Annotated in this window: 14 protein-coding genes; 5 read left to right on the top strand and 9 right to left on the bottom strand. The window is 45.2% G+C overall.

Annotated elements, in window-relative coordinates:
• Window positions 1-12: 12 nt before the first annotated feature.
• Entirely contained in the window at window positions 13-1,224 is a 1,212-nt protein-coding gene (locus KOE27_RS23940; RefSeq protein ID WP_215241240.1) for an NADP-dependent isocitrate dehydrogenase, read from the bottom strand.
• Between the two features lie 236 nt (window positions 1,225-1,460).
• On the opposite strand from KOE27_RS23940, the gene KOE27_RS23935 reads away from it, so the two are divergent.
• The 4 genes from KOE27_RS23935 to KOE27_RS23920 all read left to right on the top strand — a co-directional run bounded on the left by KOE27_RS23935 (window position 1,461) and on the right by KOE27_RS23920 (window position 4,053).
• The gene (locus tag KOE27_RS23935) at window positions 1,461-2,177 is read left to right on the top strand and encodes a hypothetical protein (protein WP_215241239.1); all 717 of its coding nucleotides are present in this window, start codon (window positions 1,461-1,463) and stop codon (window positions 2,175-2,177) included.
• A gap of 1 nt (window position 2,178) precedes the next feature.
• Window positions 2,179-2,760 (top strand): 5-formyltetrahydrofolate cyclo-ligase, encoded by a 582-nt coding sequence (locus tag KOE27_RS23930; RefSeq protein ID WP_215241238.1) that lies wholly within the window; start codon window positions 2,179-2,181, stop codon window positions 2,758-2,760.
• 398 nt (window positions 2,761-3,158) lie between these two features.
• Window positions 3,159-3,581 (top strand): lipocalin family protein, encoded by a 423-nt coding sequence (locus KOE27_RS23925; RefSeq protein WP_215241237.1) that lies wholly within the window; start codon window positions 3,159-3,161, stop codon window positions 3,579-3,581.
• Between the two features lie 217 nt (window positions 3,582-3,798).
• Window positions 3,799-4,053, top strand: coding sequence for a hypothetical protein (locus KOE27_RS23920; RefSeq protein ID WP_215241236.1), 255 nt, complete (start codon window positions 3,799-3,801; stop codon window positions 4,051-4,053).
• 105 nt (window positions 4,054-4,158) lie between these two features.
• Here the strand turns inward: KOE27_RS23920 and KOE27_RS23915 are convergent, their stop codons facing one another.
• From KOE27_RS23915 to KOE27_RS23895, 5 genes are all read right to left on the bottom strand, one after another.
• The gene (locus KOE27_RS23915) at window positions 4,159-7,944 is read right to left on the bottom strand and encodes a DEAD/DEAH box helicase (protein ID WP_215241235.1); all 3,786 of its coding nucleotides are present in this window, start codon (window positions 7,942-7,944) and stop codon (window positions 4,159-4,161) included.
• Between the two features lie 90 nt (window positions 7,945-8,034).
• Window positions 8,035-8,475, bottom strand: a complete 441-nt coding sequence (locus KOE27_RS23910; protein ID WP_215241234.1) for an NUDIX domain-containing protein — start codon at window positions 8,473-8,475, stop codon at window positions 8,035-8,037.
• A 44-nt stretch (window positions 8,476-8,519) separates the two neighbouring features.
• Window positions 8,520-9,107 carry a D-sedoheptulose 7-phosphate isomerase gene (gene lpcA, locus KOE27_RS23905; protein WP_215241233.1) on the bottom strand — a complete coding sequence of 196 codons (588 nt, stop codon included), beginning with the start codon at window positions 9,105-9,107 and terminating at the stop codon, window positions 8,520-8,522.
• 19 nt (window positions 9,108-9,126) lie between these two features.
• A complete protein-coding gene (mnmD, locus tag KOE27_RS23900; RefSeq protein WP_215241232.1) occupies window positions 9,127-9,780 on the bottom strand; it encodes a tRNA (5-methylaminomethyl-2-thiouridine)(34)-methyltransferase MnmD in 654 nt (217 codons plus the stop codon).
• Window positions 9,781-9,810: 30 nt separating this feature from the next.
• Window positions 9,811-11,079, bottom strand: a complete 1,269-nt coding sequence (locus KOE27_RS23895; protein WP_215241231.1) for an aspartyl protease family protein — start codon at window positions 11,077-11,079, stop codon at window positions 9,811-9,813.
• Between the two features lie 290 nt (window positions 11,080-11,369).
• Between KOE27_RS23895 and tpiA the strand changes: the two genes are divergently transcribed.
• Window positions 11,370-12,131 (top strand): triose-phosphate isomerase, encoded by a 762-nt coding sequence (gene tpiA / locus KOE27_RS23890; RefSeq protein WP_215241230.1) that lies wholly within the window; start codon window positions 11,370-11,372, stop codon window positions 12,129-12,131.
• Between the two features lie 78 nt (window positions 12,132-12,209).
• Here the strand turns inward: tpiA and KOE27_RS23885 are convergent, their stop codons facing one another.
• From KOE27_RS23885 to KOE27_RS23875, 3 genes are all read right to left on the bottom strand, one after another.
• Window positions 12,210-13,439 carry an OmpA family protein gene (locus KOE27_RS23885; RefSeq protein WP_215241229.1) on the bottom strand — a complete coding sequence of 410 codons (1,230 nt, stop codon included), beginning with the start codon at window positions 13,437-13,439 and terminating at the stop codon, window positions 12,210-12,212.
• Window positions 13,440-13,513: 74 nt separating this feature from the next.
• A complete protein-coding gene (locus KOE27_RS23880; RefSeq protein ID WP_215241228.1) occupies window positions 13,514-14,269 on the bottom strand; it encodes a DUF5672 family protein in 756 nt (251 codons plus the stop codon).
• A gap of 17 nt (window positions 14,270-14,286) precedes the next feature.
• Complete coding sequence (locus tag KOE27_RS23875; RefSeq protein ID WP_215241227.1) at window positions 14,287-15,264, bottom strand: glycosyltransferase family 2 protein; 978 nt, start codon at window positions 15,262-15,264, stop codon at window positions 14,287-14,289.
• Window positions 15,265-15,312: the final 48 nt, after the last annotated feature.

Genomic DNA, 15,312 nt, shown 5'->3' with positions numbered 1-15,312 from the left:
AACCTTAAAACTTTAAGCCAATGCAGCCTGTAAGTTGGTGTTGATGGCTTCGAGGAATTCCTCGGTATACAAATAGTGCTCTCCGTGGTTCACCTTGTTACCATGGATACACACTGCCAAGTCTTTTGTCATTTTGCCGCTTTCAACGGTTTCAATACAAACTTTTTCCAATGTCTGGCAGAAATCGATTAATGGCTGGTTTTCATCCAGTTTTCCGCGGAATTCCAGACCACGCGTCCATGCAAAGATCGATGCTATCGGATTGGTAGAAGTTGGTTTTCCCTTCTGGTGCTCACGGTAGTGACGTGTTACTGTTCCGTGCGCAGCTTCCGCTTCCATGGTTTTGCCATCCGGTGTAACCAATACAGACGTCATCAGTCCGAGTGAACCAAAACCCTGTGCAACAGTATCCGACTGCACGTCTCCGTCGTAGTTTTTACAAGCCCACACAAAGTTACCTTCCCATTTCAGAGCAGAAGCAACCATGTCGTCAATCAGACGGTGCTCGTAGTGTACCTTTCCTGCATATTCAGTGTCATATACTTCCTGGAATATATCTTTGAAACGGCCATCGTATTTTTTAAGGATCGTATTCTTTGTGGAAAGATACAACGGCCATCCTTTGCCCAAAGCCACATTGAAACATGAACGTGCAAAACCGCGGATCGACTCATCGATGTTGTACATACCCATGGCCACACCTGCTCCTTTGAATTGATATACCTCATGCTCAATCACCTGCCCGTCTTCTCCTTCAAATTTGATCGTGAGTTTTCCTTTTCCGGGAACAACAAAATCGGTTGCCTTATACTGATCACCAAATGCATGACGTCCTACAATAATAGGCGCGCTCCAGTTGGTTACCAGACGTGGCACATTGCTCATCACGATTGGCTCACGGAAAACAGTACCATCCAGGATGTTACGGATAGTACCATTTGGCGACTTCCACATTTGTTTCAGGTTGAATTCCTTAACACGGTCCTCATCCGGCGTGATGGTCGCACATTTGATACCTACACCATATTCTTTTATTGCATTAGCAGCATCAATGGTAACCTGGTCGTTGGTTTCGTCGCGGTATTCCACACCCAGATCGTAGTATTTAATATCCACATCCAGATAAGGTAAAATCAGCTTTTCCTTGATAAACTTCCAGATGATACGAGTCATTTCGTCCCCGTCAAGTTCTACAACCGGGTTTGCAACTTTAATCTTGCTCATGTTTATTTCTATACAATAGTTAAAGATTTTGAAATCAGACCGTGAAAGTACAAACAATAGCTTAAAAGGCGAAAAAAGGCCAGACAATGTTCAGACTCAGATGCCCGTCGCTTTGTAGGGAAATCAAAATCTCGTTCACACAATCTTTGACTCGCACAGTTTTTTCGACGAATAATACAATGATCCAAAAACAAGAATGATAAAATTCCGTTATACTATCCTAATCCGACATCAACATGAAAACCACTATCCAGTATCTTGGCATTTTCCTTTCAGGATTTACGCTGCTGACATCCTGCCGCACTGTGTATGCCCCTAATGCCGTTAACGTTCCGCTTCTGCAGGAAAAGGGTGAATTCAAAGCCGCCATACTTACCAACAACGTTCAGGTATCCACGGCGATCACACAGCATTTTGGCGTGATGGTGAATGGGTATCTGAATACTTTTACCAGTGACGATAAGAATTTCAAAAACAATGGCAAAGGAGCAGAACTCGGACTTGGTTACTTTGGACAGACGGATCATCGCATTATTTATGAAGCCTACGGCGGCGCCGGGCTTTATCATGTTAAAATGAAAGAATCCAATAACACCAAAGTGTTTGACGTTGATGCCGTCAAATATTTCGTGCAGCCGGCGGTTGGCTGGGCCGGGCCGTTTTTTGAAATTGCTTTCAGCCCCAGGTTATCCATTGTAAAGTATGCCAGGCCGGATATTACCGGGTATAATGCGGATGAGCAGGCTTCGAATTATTTTAATATTGTTGATCAAAAAGCATACTCCTTTCTTGAACCTACGCTCATTCTGAGAGGTGGATATCGTTTTGTAAAAGTGCAGGTGCAATACGGACAGTCGGTTAAGCTGTCAAAAAACAATATTAACCGGGACGAAAGTGTTGGTAGCGTTGGGTTAATTTTTGATATTGCCAACTGGTATCAGACGAAAAAATAACATGGACAAAACCTCCCTGCGGACAATATTTCTTGAAAAAAGAATGACGATGACGCAAGGTGAGGTGGCTGACAAAAATGCGCTCATCACCCGGAACACCGTGGAATTTCTAAAAACATGGAAATCCCTGACTCTTCATACCTTTTTGCCTCAGCAGCATAAAAAGGAAATCGATACCTTCCGGATCATCTCTGCGCTGCGCGTTCACGTTGATCCTCTAACGATTGTCGTTCCCCGGATTATACCCGGAACGCGGCAATTACATCATTTCATTCTGCTGCCAGATACTACGCTTACAGAAAACAAATGGGGCATTCCGGAGCCTGTTCCCAGTACCTCACAAGAAGTTTCGGCTGAAATTGTTGATGTTGTTCTGGTACCATTACTCGCCTTCGACCGGTCCGGCTATCGGGTGGGGTATGGCGGCGGGTATTACGACCGGTTCCTTGCGCTATGCCGTACAGATACCCTAAAGCTTGGCCTTTCCTTCTTTGAGCCTACCGACGACATTTCAGATACTGACCCATTTGATATCCCCCTGGATTATTGTATAACGCCTTTGGGTATTCACAGATTTATTTAGCTGCCTTGGCTGTACTACTTGTAAAGTACTTCCAGCTCTCTGCTTATTTTTCCCTTTTGATCATCCCGCTCACGGGGAGCAACCCTGCCTTTCATAGCTGGTCCTAACCCGGCTGGCCATACCCTCCACTACTCTGGCCAGCCGATATTCTAAAAAGTTTTCGATTCCGGATAAATTTTGTTTCCCTTCGCAATTCCTTCGCCGACTAAGGTTTACAAATACAATATAAAACCTTCATTCATTTCCAAAAAACAAATGCTGCATGCGATCACAAGTTGGTAACGTATACCTAAAACAGTATAATCCCCTGCTTCCAAACCGCATCAGAAGTTACTTTTCAATATTTTCTTTCAAACAATTCAATTTATTTAAACCATTCATTATCAACCGTTTTATTTATGAAACCTCAAATTACTATCCGCAGAAACATCTCCTTACTACTTATCCTGCTGATGAGTTTCAGCCTCATTCATTGTAAAAAAGACAAAGATCTCACCCCCGAAGAAGCGATCGTGGGGAACTGGAAACTCAAAGGTCTTTATTACAAAGAAGATGGTGAACGGGAACAGGAAGAAGAACTCAGCTCCTGTACCAAATCTTCCACTTATATTTTCGACGAAGACGGATACATTAGTTTCAGGCCTTCTTCCGGCTGCGACGACGGAGATGGCATTTTCACTGGTGATGTCAGTTATGAAGTGAACGGAAACAGTATCACAATTGACAGAGAAACTTTTGATCTGGAGATCAGCGGAAGTAATATGACTATTTCCTTTTCCGACAACGACGTTACCATACGTTTGGTTTTTGTGAAAAAATAATTCCGCCCAACTATCACGGCCGGTAGCGGCAAGATCTTTATTCGGAACCGGGCAAAGATCCGGCTGATTTAAAATCCAATTTTCAAATAATTGACAATCCGGCTGATTTTCTATCACTATATCAACTTTTTTCTACATCTGTTCCAACCTTTTGCACAAGCTATGACTCTTTGATAAAGATTTGACTAAGTTTGCGTCTGTAAATCAAAAATTAGCTATGAAGCCTTTTACTATACTCGTCATCGCCCTGGTCCTTTTTGGACTGTGTCTGATAGAAAAAGAGTCTAAGAAGAATGCAATTGAGCAACAGAAAGGACAAATTGGATTACAGGTTTCGTCGGACCGGGAAATAGCGGGCAGATTCCCCTTGCAGGATTTTTCAACGGCTGATTCAGCCACGATTCTCACCAATGTGAAAGCTGAAAAATCATTATTTAATTTTACTTCCGGCCTTGCTGTCAAAGAAAATTAATCGCTGGATGTAATCCGTTGGTTTCATTCTGTTTTGGAACATAAATAAACCTGCCGCGGCAACACGGCAGGTTTATTGCTTTATCAGCAAAGGGAATTTCAGCTGCTAACTGAATAAGGCCATGATATCGTCTGAGCTCAGTTTTTTGATAAATCCGGACTCTCCTCCCACCAGGTCCTCTGCCAGATCCTGCTTACGTTGCTGCAGCAAAAGTATCTTCTCCTCAATGGTATCCTTGCATATCATTTTGTAGGCAAACACTTTTTTCTCCTGCCCGATCCTGTGCGTACGGTCAATGGCCTGGCGCTCCACGGCAGGGTTCCACCAGGGATCTACCAGATAGACATAATCCGCTTCCGTAAGATTTAACCCCACCCCTCCCGCTTTAAGGCTCATCAGAAATACCCGGCAGGTCTGGTCGCTCTGAAAACGATTCACGCGGCTCGCTCTGTCTACCGTCTGACCGTCCAGATACTCATACGGTATATGCACTTTTTCAAGATGCTGGCGGATCAGGTCCAGCATCCCCAGGAACTGACTAAAAATCAATATTTTATGGTTGGACGCATTCTCTTCTATTTCCCTTACGATTTCTTCCAGCTTAGCCGACTCATCTCCATAATCCTCATCGCCGGACAAAATCGCCGGTGAATCACATATCTGACGTAATTTCAGCAATGCTTCCAGAATCAGGAAACTGCTTTTGTTAAGTCCTTCGGTAGCAAGCTTCTCGGCTATTTCGTTCCGGTATTTCTCTCTGAAAGCATCATATACCTTGCGCTGCTTCTTGCCCATTTCGCAGAACAGCACCGTTTCGGTCTTGTCGGGGAGGTCCGTTGCTACCTCTTCCTTTGTTCGTTTCAGCATGAAGGGATACACCAGCTTGCGCAACTCCTCTGCTTTTTCCTTATCCTGGTATTTATCTATGGGTGTGGCATACTCGGTCCTGAAAAAATCGGCATTACCCAGCATTCCCGGGTTAAGAAATTCAAACTGTGAATACAGATCGAAGGTATTATTTTCAACCGGTGTACCCGTCATGGTAAGCCGGTTTCCGGCAATCAGCAACCTGGAAGCTTTTGATGTCAGCGACTCAGGGTTCTTAATAGCCTGAGCCTCATCCAGGATAATGTAATTGAATTCAAACCGGCGCAACAGTTCCACATCACTGCGCATGGTACCATAGGTAGTGAGGATGATATCATATTCCGCAAAAAAATCGATATCCTTCCGCCTTGTCATTCCCCTGTGAACATAAAGTTTCAGATCGGGTGTAAACTTTTCTGCTTCGGCCTGCCAGTTGAATATCAGCGTGGTAGGTACCACAACAAGATTGGCTACTGTTCCTTTTATATTTTTCTGGTACTGAAGAAAAGTGAGCATCTGCAGTGTTTTCCCCAAACCCATGTCATCGGCAAGGCAGCCGCCCCACCTGAACTCATCCAGGAAATTTATCCATTTATATCCCTCTTCCTGATAATTGCGGAGTGTCGCACTGATATTTTGCGGCAGGGGCACGTTGGGAATTTCCTTAAAGTTTAACAGCTTTTGCTTTTTCTCCCAGAGTTCCCTGGCAATATCTTCATCATCTATTTCAGCAACAAGCTCATCAATCAAAGAAAAATGAATTTTGGAAAGATGAATTTCGTCTCCGTTGATCCGCCCGAACTTCATCATGGGTTCCAGCTTTTTGATCCATTCCTCCGGCAATACCCCCAGTGTTCCGTCTTTCAGCTGAACATAGTTCTGCTTTTTAAGGAGGGCCTTTTTTGCCTCAGCAATGGATACCCGCTGATCACCAAAACTGATTTCCACCAGCATGTCAAACCAGTCGATCCCGGAAGAAGCCCTCACCTGGACTTTCCCCCTGTTGGGATTGAACCGCATCTTTTTCAGGTCCTTGAAGCCCAGCAGGTCATAACCCTTTTCCTGCACTGCTTCAACAAACCGATAAAGCCAGCCCTCTTTCATCACCTGGTCAAAAGGTATATGAAAAAACGGATTGCTTGTCTGACTTTGAAAATCTGGGTTTAAGGCTTTCAGCCATTCCCAAAAGTCGTTTTCCTGGCGATGATCTCGTTCCAGTACCGTTATCTTGCCATCTTCAAAACCTGCCTGCGTTTTGCGTAGATTATGGCTGAGCTCTATCTCTGTTCCTTCTGCGTCGCCTTTGTAGATATAAGTAGGGACAATCAGTAAATTTGCTTCGTCTTCCCTGAGATATATTCTTACTTTTTCAAATTCCAGCGCCTTGGTCTGAATGGCATGGCGTGTCTGAAAAAGCACGTCAAACTGCTCTGTAACAGGTATTACCCATTCGGCGAGGAAATCATCGGCAAACTCCTTTTTGACACGGATTTTAAATCCATTCTGACGCAGGAAATGCACCATCTCGGCGTCATTGATACCTGCCCACCGGAAAAGTACCTGCTTGTTGTAAAGCCCAAGCCAAAAACTATCAAAGTCCGCTACAGACTGAAGGTCCATGGGAGATCCCGGCTTTAGCTCAACGTAGGAATTAAGTGTTACAAACTCCTTGTCCTCTGTTAAAGAGAAAAACAGTTTAACAGGACTCCGATGCAGCTTAACTGCCTCCAGCTGGTTGTTGCTGGTTACGAAATCGTTTTCGGTTATAAAAATTCTTTCATCGCCCAGGTCCTGAAATATTTTATTCACCTGTCTTCCTACGTATGTACGGGCTTCCAGTTTCTGGTCCTGAGTGACATCATTAAAATTAAGGTAGGCATTATACGACCAGCCCCTTTTCCTGATATACTTTTGCAAGCCGTCTTCCAGACCCTTGGCAATACGAACCAGCCGTGCCTCCGCCTCGGAAAGTACCGGCACGTCGTCCGATGAATAATATTGCCCTGAGCCACCAGCGATGGTACGGATGTTGGTGAGCTTGTCTGTTTTGTTACTATACTTTGCTGAAAATGCCCCAAATCCGAAGTCCATTAATTTCTCAACGCCCTTTGGCCAGAACGAAAATAAAGTAACCCGGTCGTCCTCATCCTGAACCGCCTCCGTGCCGGTAACCTGAAAAGCAACTGATTGTGCTGGCAGAATTTTTTCGCGCAAGGTTTGCCAGTCCTGAAACTGCCCGATTTTTTGTATGGTAGGGTCCAGCCGCAGGAGCTGAAGTTCACCGTCCTCGTCTATACGAAAATCAAATTTCTCCTTGATATCATCTTCCGGGGAATAACCGAACTCGGCCAGTAAGCCTGCTTTTTCTGCAGTAAAGTCGCGCATAACCTCAAAAGCGCGCTCCCCCAGCTCACTCCTGAGTTTCAGAAGTGCGGCAAGCTTGTGTTCGCACAAAGGTACCCAAAGGCGCTGGTCGCAGGAACAGGCCGTCTGCAACTGCCTTGTACCATTCAGGCGGTTGAAGTTTACGGTATAATTCACCTGATTCACCGTCACCACACACTCAGCCTGGCCTTCTTTGGCAGAGCGCACTTCAATATCTGTTATGTTTTCCCGGTTTCGCCAGGTATCGTCCAGAACAAGGTTTTTAAGAAGATATTCCTTTAACTCAGGCAGCTCCACGATGGTTTTGTGCATCTCATAAACCACCTGTTTAATGGTAGGCATTTTATCAAGAATATACAAAATTGCGGCTACCCGGTGCTTGCAGAGGCCTCCGGCATTATAAGGGCAGGTACAGGAAGTGGTGATCTGTGGAGTAAGAAAATCCCGGATGTGTATCTGGTAATACTGAATGGAATAGTCGCTTTTGACTTTGAACTCTGCACTTCCGGTCCCGTGATACTCCAGTTTGGCAACCTTCAGGCCTCCACTGCTGTAAATAGAACGACCTCTTGACAACACATCCTTTTCCGTTCGCCGTATCAGGAAGTTTGATAGTTTTTCCTTCTTTTCGTTTTCCATTTACACAGTTCCCTTTAAAAAATGCAAAAGTACGGCATGTTTCTGTTTTTCAGAAATATGAGAGGGAATTATAACCGACAAAAAGAAGATTTAGCAGATATAGGGCTGGTCCGCTACACCCACATAACCTGGCAGCACCGCATTGGAGAGGTACTGCTGGATGTGCTTTCCGAAATTGGGGTATAACAAACGGGAATGAAGTTCTGAAACAGGCAGCCAGACAATTTCCAGAGCTGTGGTTTGTTCAGGGTTAATCTGGGGGATACCTTCGGTAATATGGGTTGCGAAAACCATATGTAAAGTTTCCCGGGAAACCTCCCTCCAGATTACCTCTCCGCAAACTACCATTGTACCAGCGATTGCTTTAATATTTAGTTCTTCGGTAAGCTCGCGGGATAGGGCTTCTTGAAGGGTTTCTCCCGGATCAGGGTTGCCGCCGGGAAGCGCAAAAACATCCGTAGACTGATAACGGTAACGAAGCGTGAGAATCGCCTGATCTTTCACAATAATTGCAGATGGCCGTACTTTCATGCTTCGTTATCTTTATGCCGGTCAGGACTTATTTTTAAAGCCGCTTATTCTTCACCAATAATCATTTTTTCAATCAACAGCATAAATATATGGATTACCTTGATATGTATCTCCTGAACCCGGTCGGCATAGCCAAAATGAGGTACCCGGATTTCTACATCAGCCTTTCCCGCAAGTTTTCCGCCGTCTTTACCAGACATGATCACCACCTTCATTCCTTTTGCCCTTGCCGCTTCCACTGCGTTGAGGATATTGCCTGAATTTCCACTTGTGCTCAATCCTAAAAAAACATCTCCTGGCTGTCCCAGCGCCTCCAGATACCTCGAGAAAATAAACTCATAACCATAGTCGTTTCCCACACAGCTGATATGGCTGACGTCCGATATCGCAATAGCAGGCAACGCACGGCGGTTATTCCGGTATCTGCCTGTGAGCTCTTCTGCAAAGTGCATGGCGTCGCAGTGTGACCCTCCGTTCCCGGCGGAAATGATCTTTCCGTTATTCCGGATGGCATCTGCCATTAACCCGGCCGCTGTTTCTATCTTTTCCAGCTGCGCGGGATCATTCAAAAATGCATCCAGTACCTTTTGTGCTTCGCGTAATTCCTGGCTGATAATATTTTGAAAACTCATACTTGTTTTTGATAAATGATTAAAGTTTGATGGCTTTGAGTACATGTACTTTCCTTCCCGGCCCGCGGTGCCTTTCTACTCTGAAACCCGCCGCCGCGAGTGCTCTTTTAACGATCCCCTTGGAAGAATATGTAACTAATACGCCACCTGGCTTTGTATGGGCTGCAATTTTGGCAAAAATTTCTTCTGTCCAAAGTTCCGGCTGCGCTCTGGGATCAAACGCATCATAAAAAATCAGATCATAGGAATCTGTTATTTCCAGATCCTGTAGCCTGGCCAGTACCTTACTGAAATTAAATTGCGCGGATAATTCATTCCTGACATTCCAGGGACACTGATGCAAAAGTAAAAGCCCCGGCTTTCCAACCAGGGCATCATAGTTGAGCAGCGCCGCTTCATCCGCAGATACCGGGTATGCTTCCACAGAAGTGTAGGAAATGCGGCAGCCCCTTTCATCCGCTGTTTTCCAGGCGAGTAATGCATTAAGACCAGATCCGAAACCCATTTCAAAAATTGAAATTTCGTTTTGGTCTTCTATCAGTGGCAGCAGGCCCAGCTGAATATATATATGCAAAGACTCCGTCAGTGCTCCCTGCAAAGAATGATACTGCTGATTAAACAGCGGACTGAAAAGTGAATGAGATCCGTCTTCTGTTATGATAAGGCGCTCCAAAACGATCCGGGTTGGTTTGCCTAAAAGTAATTAAATCATTCTTTTCAGCGTAAGTCTGGTAAAGAAAATATCTCCGTTGCGTTTTACGAGCAGATCAATGTTACGTCCGTCACCTCGCTGTAAAAGTTTATATATATCACTGATATTGATATCATTAGCTGCCCGGTTGTCAATAAAAAGCAACTGGTCTCCTTCCAGAAGGCCTGCCTTAAGGGCCGGAGAATTGGCATTGACATGACTGACATAAAAGGTACGGAGATCTGTCCCGCCTGCCCTTACTTCCATTCCACTCATATCATGTTCAAATTTTTCTTTCATTTTGCTTTTGATCGGTTTAAGCGCCATATACCCCTCATGGTAATTCATGGTCACTTTAAACCTCCTGAGCAGTTCACAGCCGATATTCCCCTGCCGCTCCATGCCATTACGCAACTTGGACGCAAACGCGATACTGTCGGGAAAGGAAGCAACGATATTGTCCAGTTCGTATTTGCCGAGCCGGATTCTTTCTACACGGCCCAGATTTCCGTTGATCACGCCGTTCAGGCCTCTGCCCAGCTGCGCACGAATCACCTTTTCGGGTAACCTCAGCGTTTCCTTGGGAGAATTGTTCACCAGCAAGGCATGCCCTGCGCCGGTATCAATCAGCACACGGATCGGACGTTCGCGCCCGTCAGCAAAAAGCGTTACGGCATCGGTAAACGGCTTGGTATCCTGAATGACGAGCGGAAATTTTTCTCCCTTCGACTTTTTGTACCGGTAATGATCGGGACGCTCCAGCATTAACTCTTTCCTTGCAAAATCAATGGTTACCACAAAATTGTTGAAGATCTCGTACCCGAAAATGCCATGAACCGGTACGCCCACGTATTCGGAGAGGTGCAGAAAATCCTCTTCCAGCACCACCAGGTTCTGGTGACTGGCCTTGAGCCTGCCCATGGAAAACCGGTTGTCTATTGCTACATGTGCCAGCACCGACTTACCCTCTCCTGCTCCCGAAAGGTTTACTGTACGCGTTAGCCGGAGCTTATCAGGCTTTAATGCCGTCGGATCGGTTATGATAATAGAGCTAACGCCGGTATCAAGTATGAACCTGAGCGAGTCCGTTTCATTGATTTTTACAAAAATGAGAATAAGATTCGAATGTAGTTCGAAAGGTATGCGGGCCATTTTCCGGTTTTTCTCTAAATAGTAACCGTACCTTTCTTCCGACACCAGCGCGGCATCGTTATTTTCTGCAAAGGTATTTCCGCATATGGATAGTAGAAGTGTTATTAATAACCACTTAGACGCTTTCATCGTGGCCTCCTTTCCTGAAATTTTTAAATTTTGTTAGACTCTCCCAGAAAATCCTGATAATGAATAGTTTTGACCATCATCAGTACAACTATTCACTCAAAGTAGCGCATCGGACCAAAACAGTTTCTTACTTCAAATTTAATATATTAATCCTTCATTAAACACAAACAAATCTTTATATGTGCTAATTTTTTGCGTTTTTTTTAAGTATTGATATAGAATACGGTTAATGATGAAAATATGATAATTTTGTTGCGTCAAATGATGCATATCACAATAAAAATTAACTCATGCGAAAAAAAATAGTTGCCGGAAACTGGAAAATGAATAAGGTTCTGGATGAGGCCATAGCGCTTACCTCGGAACTTGTCAATATGGCCCATGATGAAGTGACAAATGATGCCGAAATTATTCTTTGTCCCCCGGCTATATACCTCAGCACGATCCAGAAATATATTGAAAATGCTCCTCATTTCTCAGTTGCTGCACAAAACGTTTCGGACAAGTTATCAGGAGCCTTCACCGGAGAAATTGCTGCGCCTATGCTGCAGTCCATCGGAGTGAAGTATGTACTGGTGGGCCATAGCGAGCGCCGCCAGTATTTTGGAGAAACAAATGCTTTGCTGGCCGAGAAAGTAAATGTTTCGCTGGCACATGGTATCTCTCCGATCTTCTGCTGCGGAGAGTCACTGGACCAGAGACAAAATGAGGATTACATAGGATTTGTAAAAAACCAGATATCCGAAAGCCTGTTCCACCTTTCAGCAGAGCAGATTCTCTCGGTAATCATAGCGTATGAACCGATATGGGCGATCGGGACAGGGCTTACTGCCACGTCGGAGCAAGCTCAGGAAATGCACGCTGCGCTGCGCGGTCATCTGGCAGGTAAATACGGCGAAGAGGTTGCCAACGAAATCTCCATACTCTATGGTGGTAGTGTGACGGCAGCAAGCGCTCCCGAGCTGTTTTCTGCGCCAGATATTGACGGTGGCCTTGTTGGCGGAGCATCCCTGAAATCAAGAGAATTCACCAACATCATCAAGGCCCGGTAATCCGGTCCTGACGGTAAAGTAGAAGCCCTCGCTGATCCCGGTCGGCGAGGGCTTCCACTTTCTTTTATTGTAGCAACACTAAGTGTTTGTGATTACAAATTCCACCCTTCGGTTTTTCCGGCGCTGCTCTTCTGAACCGCTTTTGGTCAAAGGCCTGGTTGCGCCATAACCCCGGGCCTCTATTCTGCTGCTTTCAATTCCTTTTTCGACCAGGTACTGTTTTACCGACTCCGCCCTTTTGGTCGATAACTCAATATTTTTATCAAAATCTCCCACATTATCCGTGTGGCCCTCCACCCGGATCCGTATCTGCGGGTTATCCCTCATCATACTGGCAAGCTTGTCCAGCTCGGCAAACGATTCGCGTAACAGTGTGAATTTCGAGGTTTCAAAATACAGGTTCGGCATCGCGATCGTCTCTCCGACTTTTAATGGCGACAGATAAAAATCATGGTTGAATGACGTTTTACCAGCCGAATCAGCCAGGGAGAGTTCTTTTGATTCTCCGTAATACCCTTTTGAAAGAACTTTTAAAGTATAAGATTCCTTCGGGTCCAGCCCAATACGGAACTTCCCCGACGAGGATTTAATCTGCAAGGAATCTCCTTTCTCAACGTAAGAAATTTCAGCGGGTATGGGCTGTTTTGTTTTTCCATCGTATACCGTACCCTTTATAACGCCGTAGGCCTCTTCTTCCACTGCTCTAACGGGCTCTTTCTCTTTTATCAATGGCGCTTCTTCTATTTCCTCTTTCTGAACGGCTGGGTTTTTTTGGGGTGCAGACGACTTTTTTGATGACGTTTTTTTCAACGGATTGGTAATATGCACACCGTAAAAATTCCAGGTCTGCTCAGTTTTACTTTGCGCCCTGCCTTCGTAGAAGTCAAATATTTCGATACCTGGCGTCAGCCTTTCAAAATAAGCTACAAAATCTACAGTTTCCCCAGCTGCAACACTTTTCCGCTGCTGGTCGGTGGGTATGTTTTCAGCTTTAATGAACCTGAACTTTGTGTTAATATCACCCGGTTTGTAGAGTCTTGTCTCCGGATCCAGCCATATACTACCGGCTCCCTGCTGCTGCTGACCTTTGAAGTCGGGTAGGCGCAGAGGGCCTTGCTGGCCTAAACCGCTCCGTTCCGAAAACTGAAGGTGAATGATCGTGTAATTATCCGTAAGCTCTACACGCTTGATTTTTACATATTTTGCAGACTGCTCCTCCACTCGTGGTGATTCTGTTATCTGTGCAAAACTGCTGTGGGAGGATAGTCCGATGGCACAGAACAATACCACTAACAACTTAAATTTCATGCGGATCTTCTCTTAAATTTTTAATCAATAATACCAGAAACGACGGAAGGCCGCTCATAGTTTGTTAAAAATTGTTAAAGTATCTCCCCTGCCTGAGGAATATACTTGGCCCAGAATGCGGGGTCGTAACGTTCCCAGGCATGGCAGGCAAAAGGGAGCTGGCCAGCCGTCAGTTCGTAGGAAGCAGCAGGACTTTTTTCAAAGGAGAATGTGAGGGCTTCCTGCCAGGGCGGCACTTTCAGGAATAATTTCATAGGCAGGAGCCGGGTTGCCTCCTGCGAAAAGAGCATGTCTTCATTACCTTTCCATCCGGAATAGAAGAAATTGTAAATTTTAAGATACCGGATCACCGCCGAAACTTTACGTAGCGACAGCCCCCCGTTGTACACAATCCGGCTGGAAGACAGTGCTTCTGAAAAAATGCTGCCGGAAACGAGTGAATCAAATTCTTCCTGATGAAGCGAAGGAGCACCTATGTAATCATACCCCTTTTTACACCATTCGGTCAGTTCATCTCTGAAAACGTAGGCATCCGGCTGATAAATCAGGATATAATCGTAATTCTGAAAGCGTCGGTAAAAATCAATGGATATCAGTAACTCATTGTAACTCTGGGTGCTTTTGAAAAACCTGTCTTCAAAAGAGATTGCTTTGATAGCCGGATATTCGTTCAGAATAAAATCTCCGCTCAGGCTTTCAGGTTTTACGAGCCAGATCGGGTACTTGCCCAAAACACGGACACATTGTTGCAACGATCGTTTCTCATTGTCGTTGAGCGTTGCCTGGTACACCGGGATCACAACCGCAACTGAAGGATTTGCCTGTTTCACAATTTCAAAATTAGTTGTTATTCCAGCAAGTCACCAATCGCCGGCAGCCACCAGTCCTTGCTGCTAAATTTATAATAACCGCGCAGCAGATGGCTCAGGATAGGCGCCACACGTAGCAGTCGGTTTTCTGGAAGTGTTGCCCTGCGGGTAAAATGCTGCTGCGACAGATAGAGTTTTATCAGTTTCTCTCTGGGAACAAACGTGATGGACCTGAGCAGCAGATAAAGTGCGTGCAGTTTATGCGCTTTTTCTTCCAGCGGTAAAAGTTTCTCCTTTCTGCCCCGGACAATCCGGTCGGTAAGTTTAACGTACTCTACTTTTCCCCCGAAGCCAACCTGCTGGCTGGAGTGAATACGGTAACTTATCAGGTTTTCAGGGATTAAAGATATTTTGTCTTCAAGACTTAAAACCATGGCGATCCAGGCATCATGAATGAGGTCGGGCACATGGGTCGGGAAGGGAGTGAGCCGATCCAGGCAGCTCCTGCGGATGGCCAGGGTAGCGCCCGTAACCACGAAACCATTAAACAATATTTCGTGTGCTTTCCCTCGTTCCCATTTATCCTGAAGGTCCTTGCTGAATTCTATTTCCTGCCAGATGGTTTTGCCGATTTCCTCCGAATTTCCGTTTATCATCGTCGCATTTGAGAAAACGGCATCCTTATCCGGATGTTTTTCCAGAAATCCGGATTGTTTTTCGACTTTATCGCTGCGCCAGATATCATCCTGATCGGCCAGGAAAATTATCTCACCCTCGCAAAGGCTAAGGCATTTTTCGAAATTTTTTGTAGAACCCAGATTAACCTCATTGCGGTATATGCGAATCTTAAAAGGAGATGATTCCGAAAATGCAGTGAGTACCTCAATTGTATTATCCTTGGATCCGTCGTCGCAGACCACCAATTCGTCAACCCCAACTATTTGATTAGCAATGCTTTCCAGCTGTTGAGGCAAGTATTTTGCCCCATTGTAGGTGCACATAGCTACTGAAATCATAACTTCCCTTTAGATTTAGGAGTGTGTTAAAAAGCGCAAGTTAGAGGC

This window comes from Dyadobacter sp. CECT 9275 (assembly GCF_907164905.1).
In the GTDB taxonomy this organism is placed as follows: Bacteria; Bacteroidota; Bacteroidia; order Cytophagales; family Spirosomataceae; genus Dyadobacter; species Dyadobacter helix.
The sequence above is the reverse complement of the archived record's forward strand: the minus strand, read 5'-3'. Positions and strand labels throughout refer to the sequence as shown.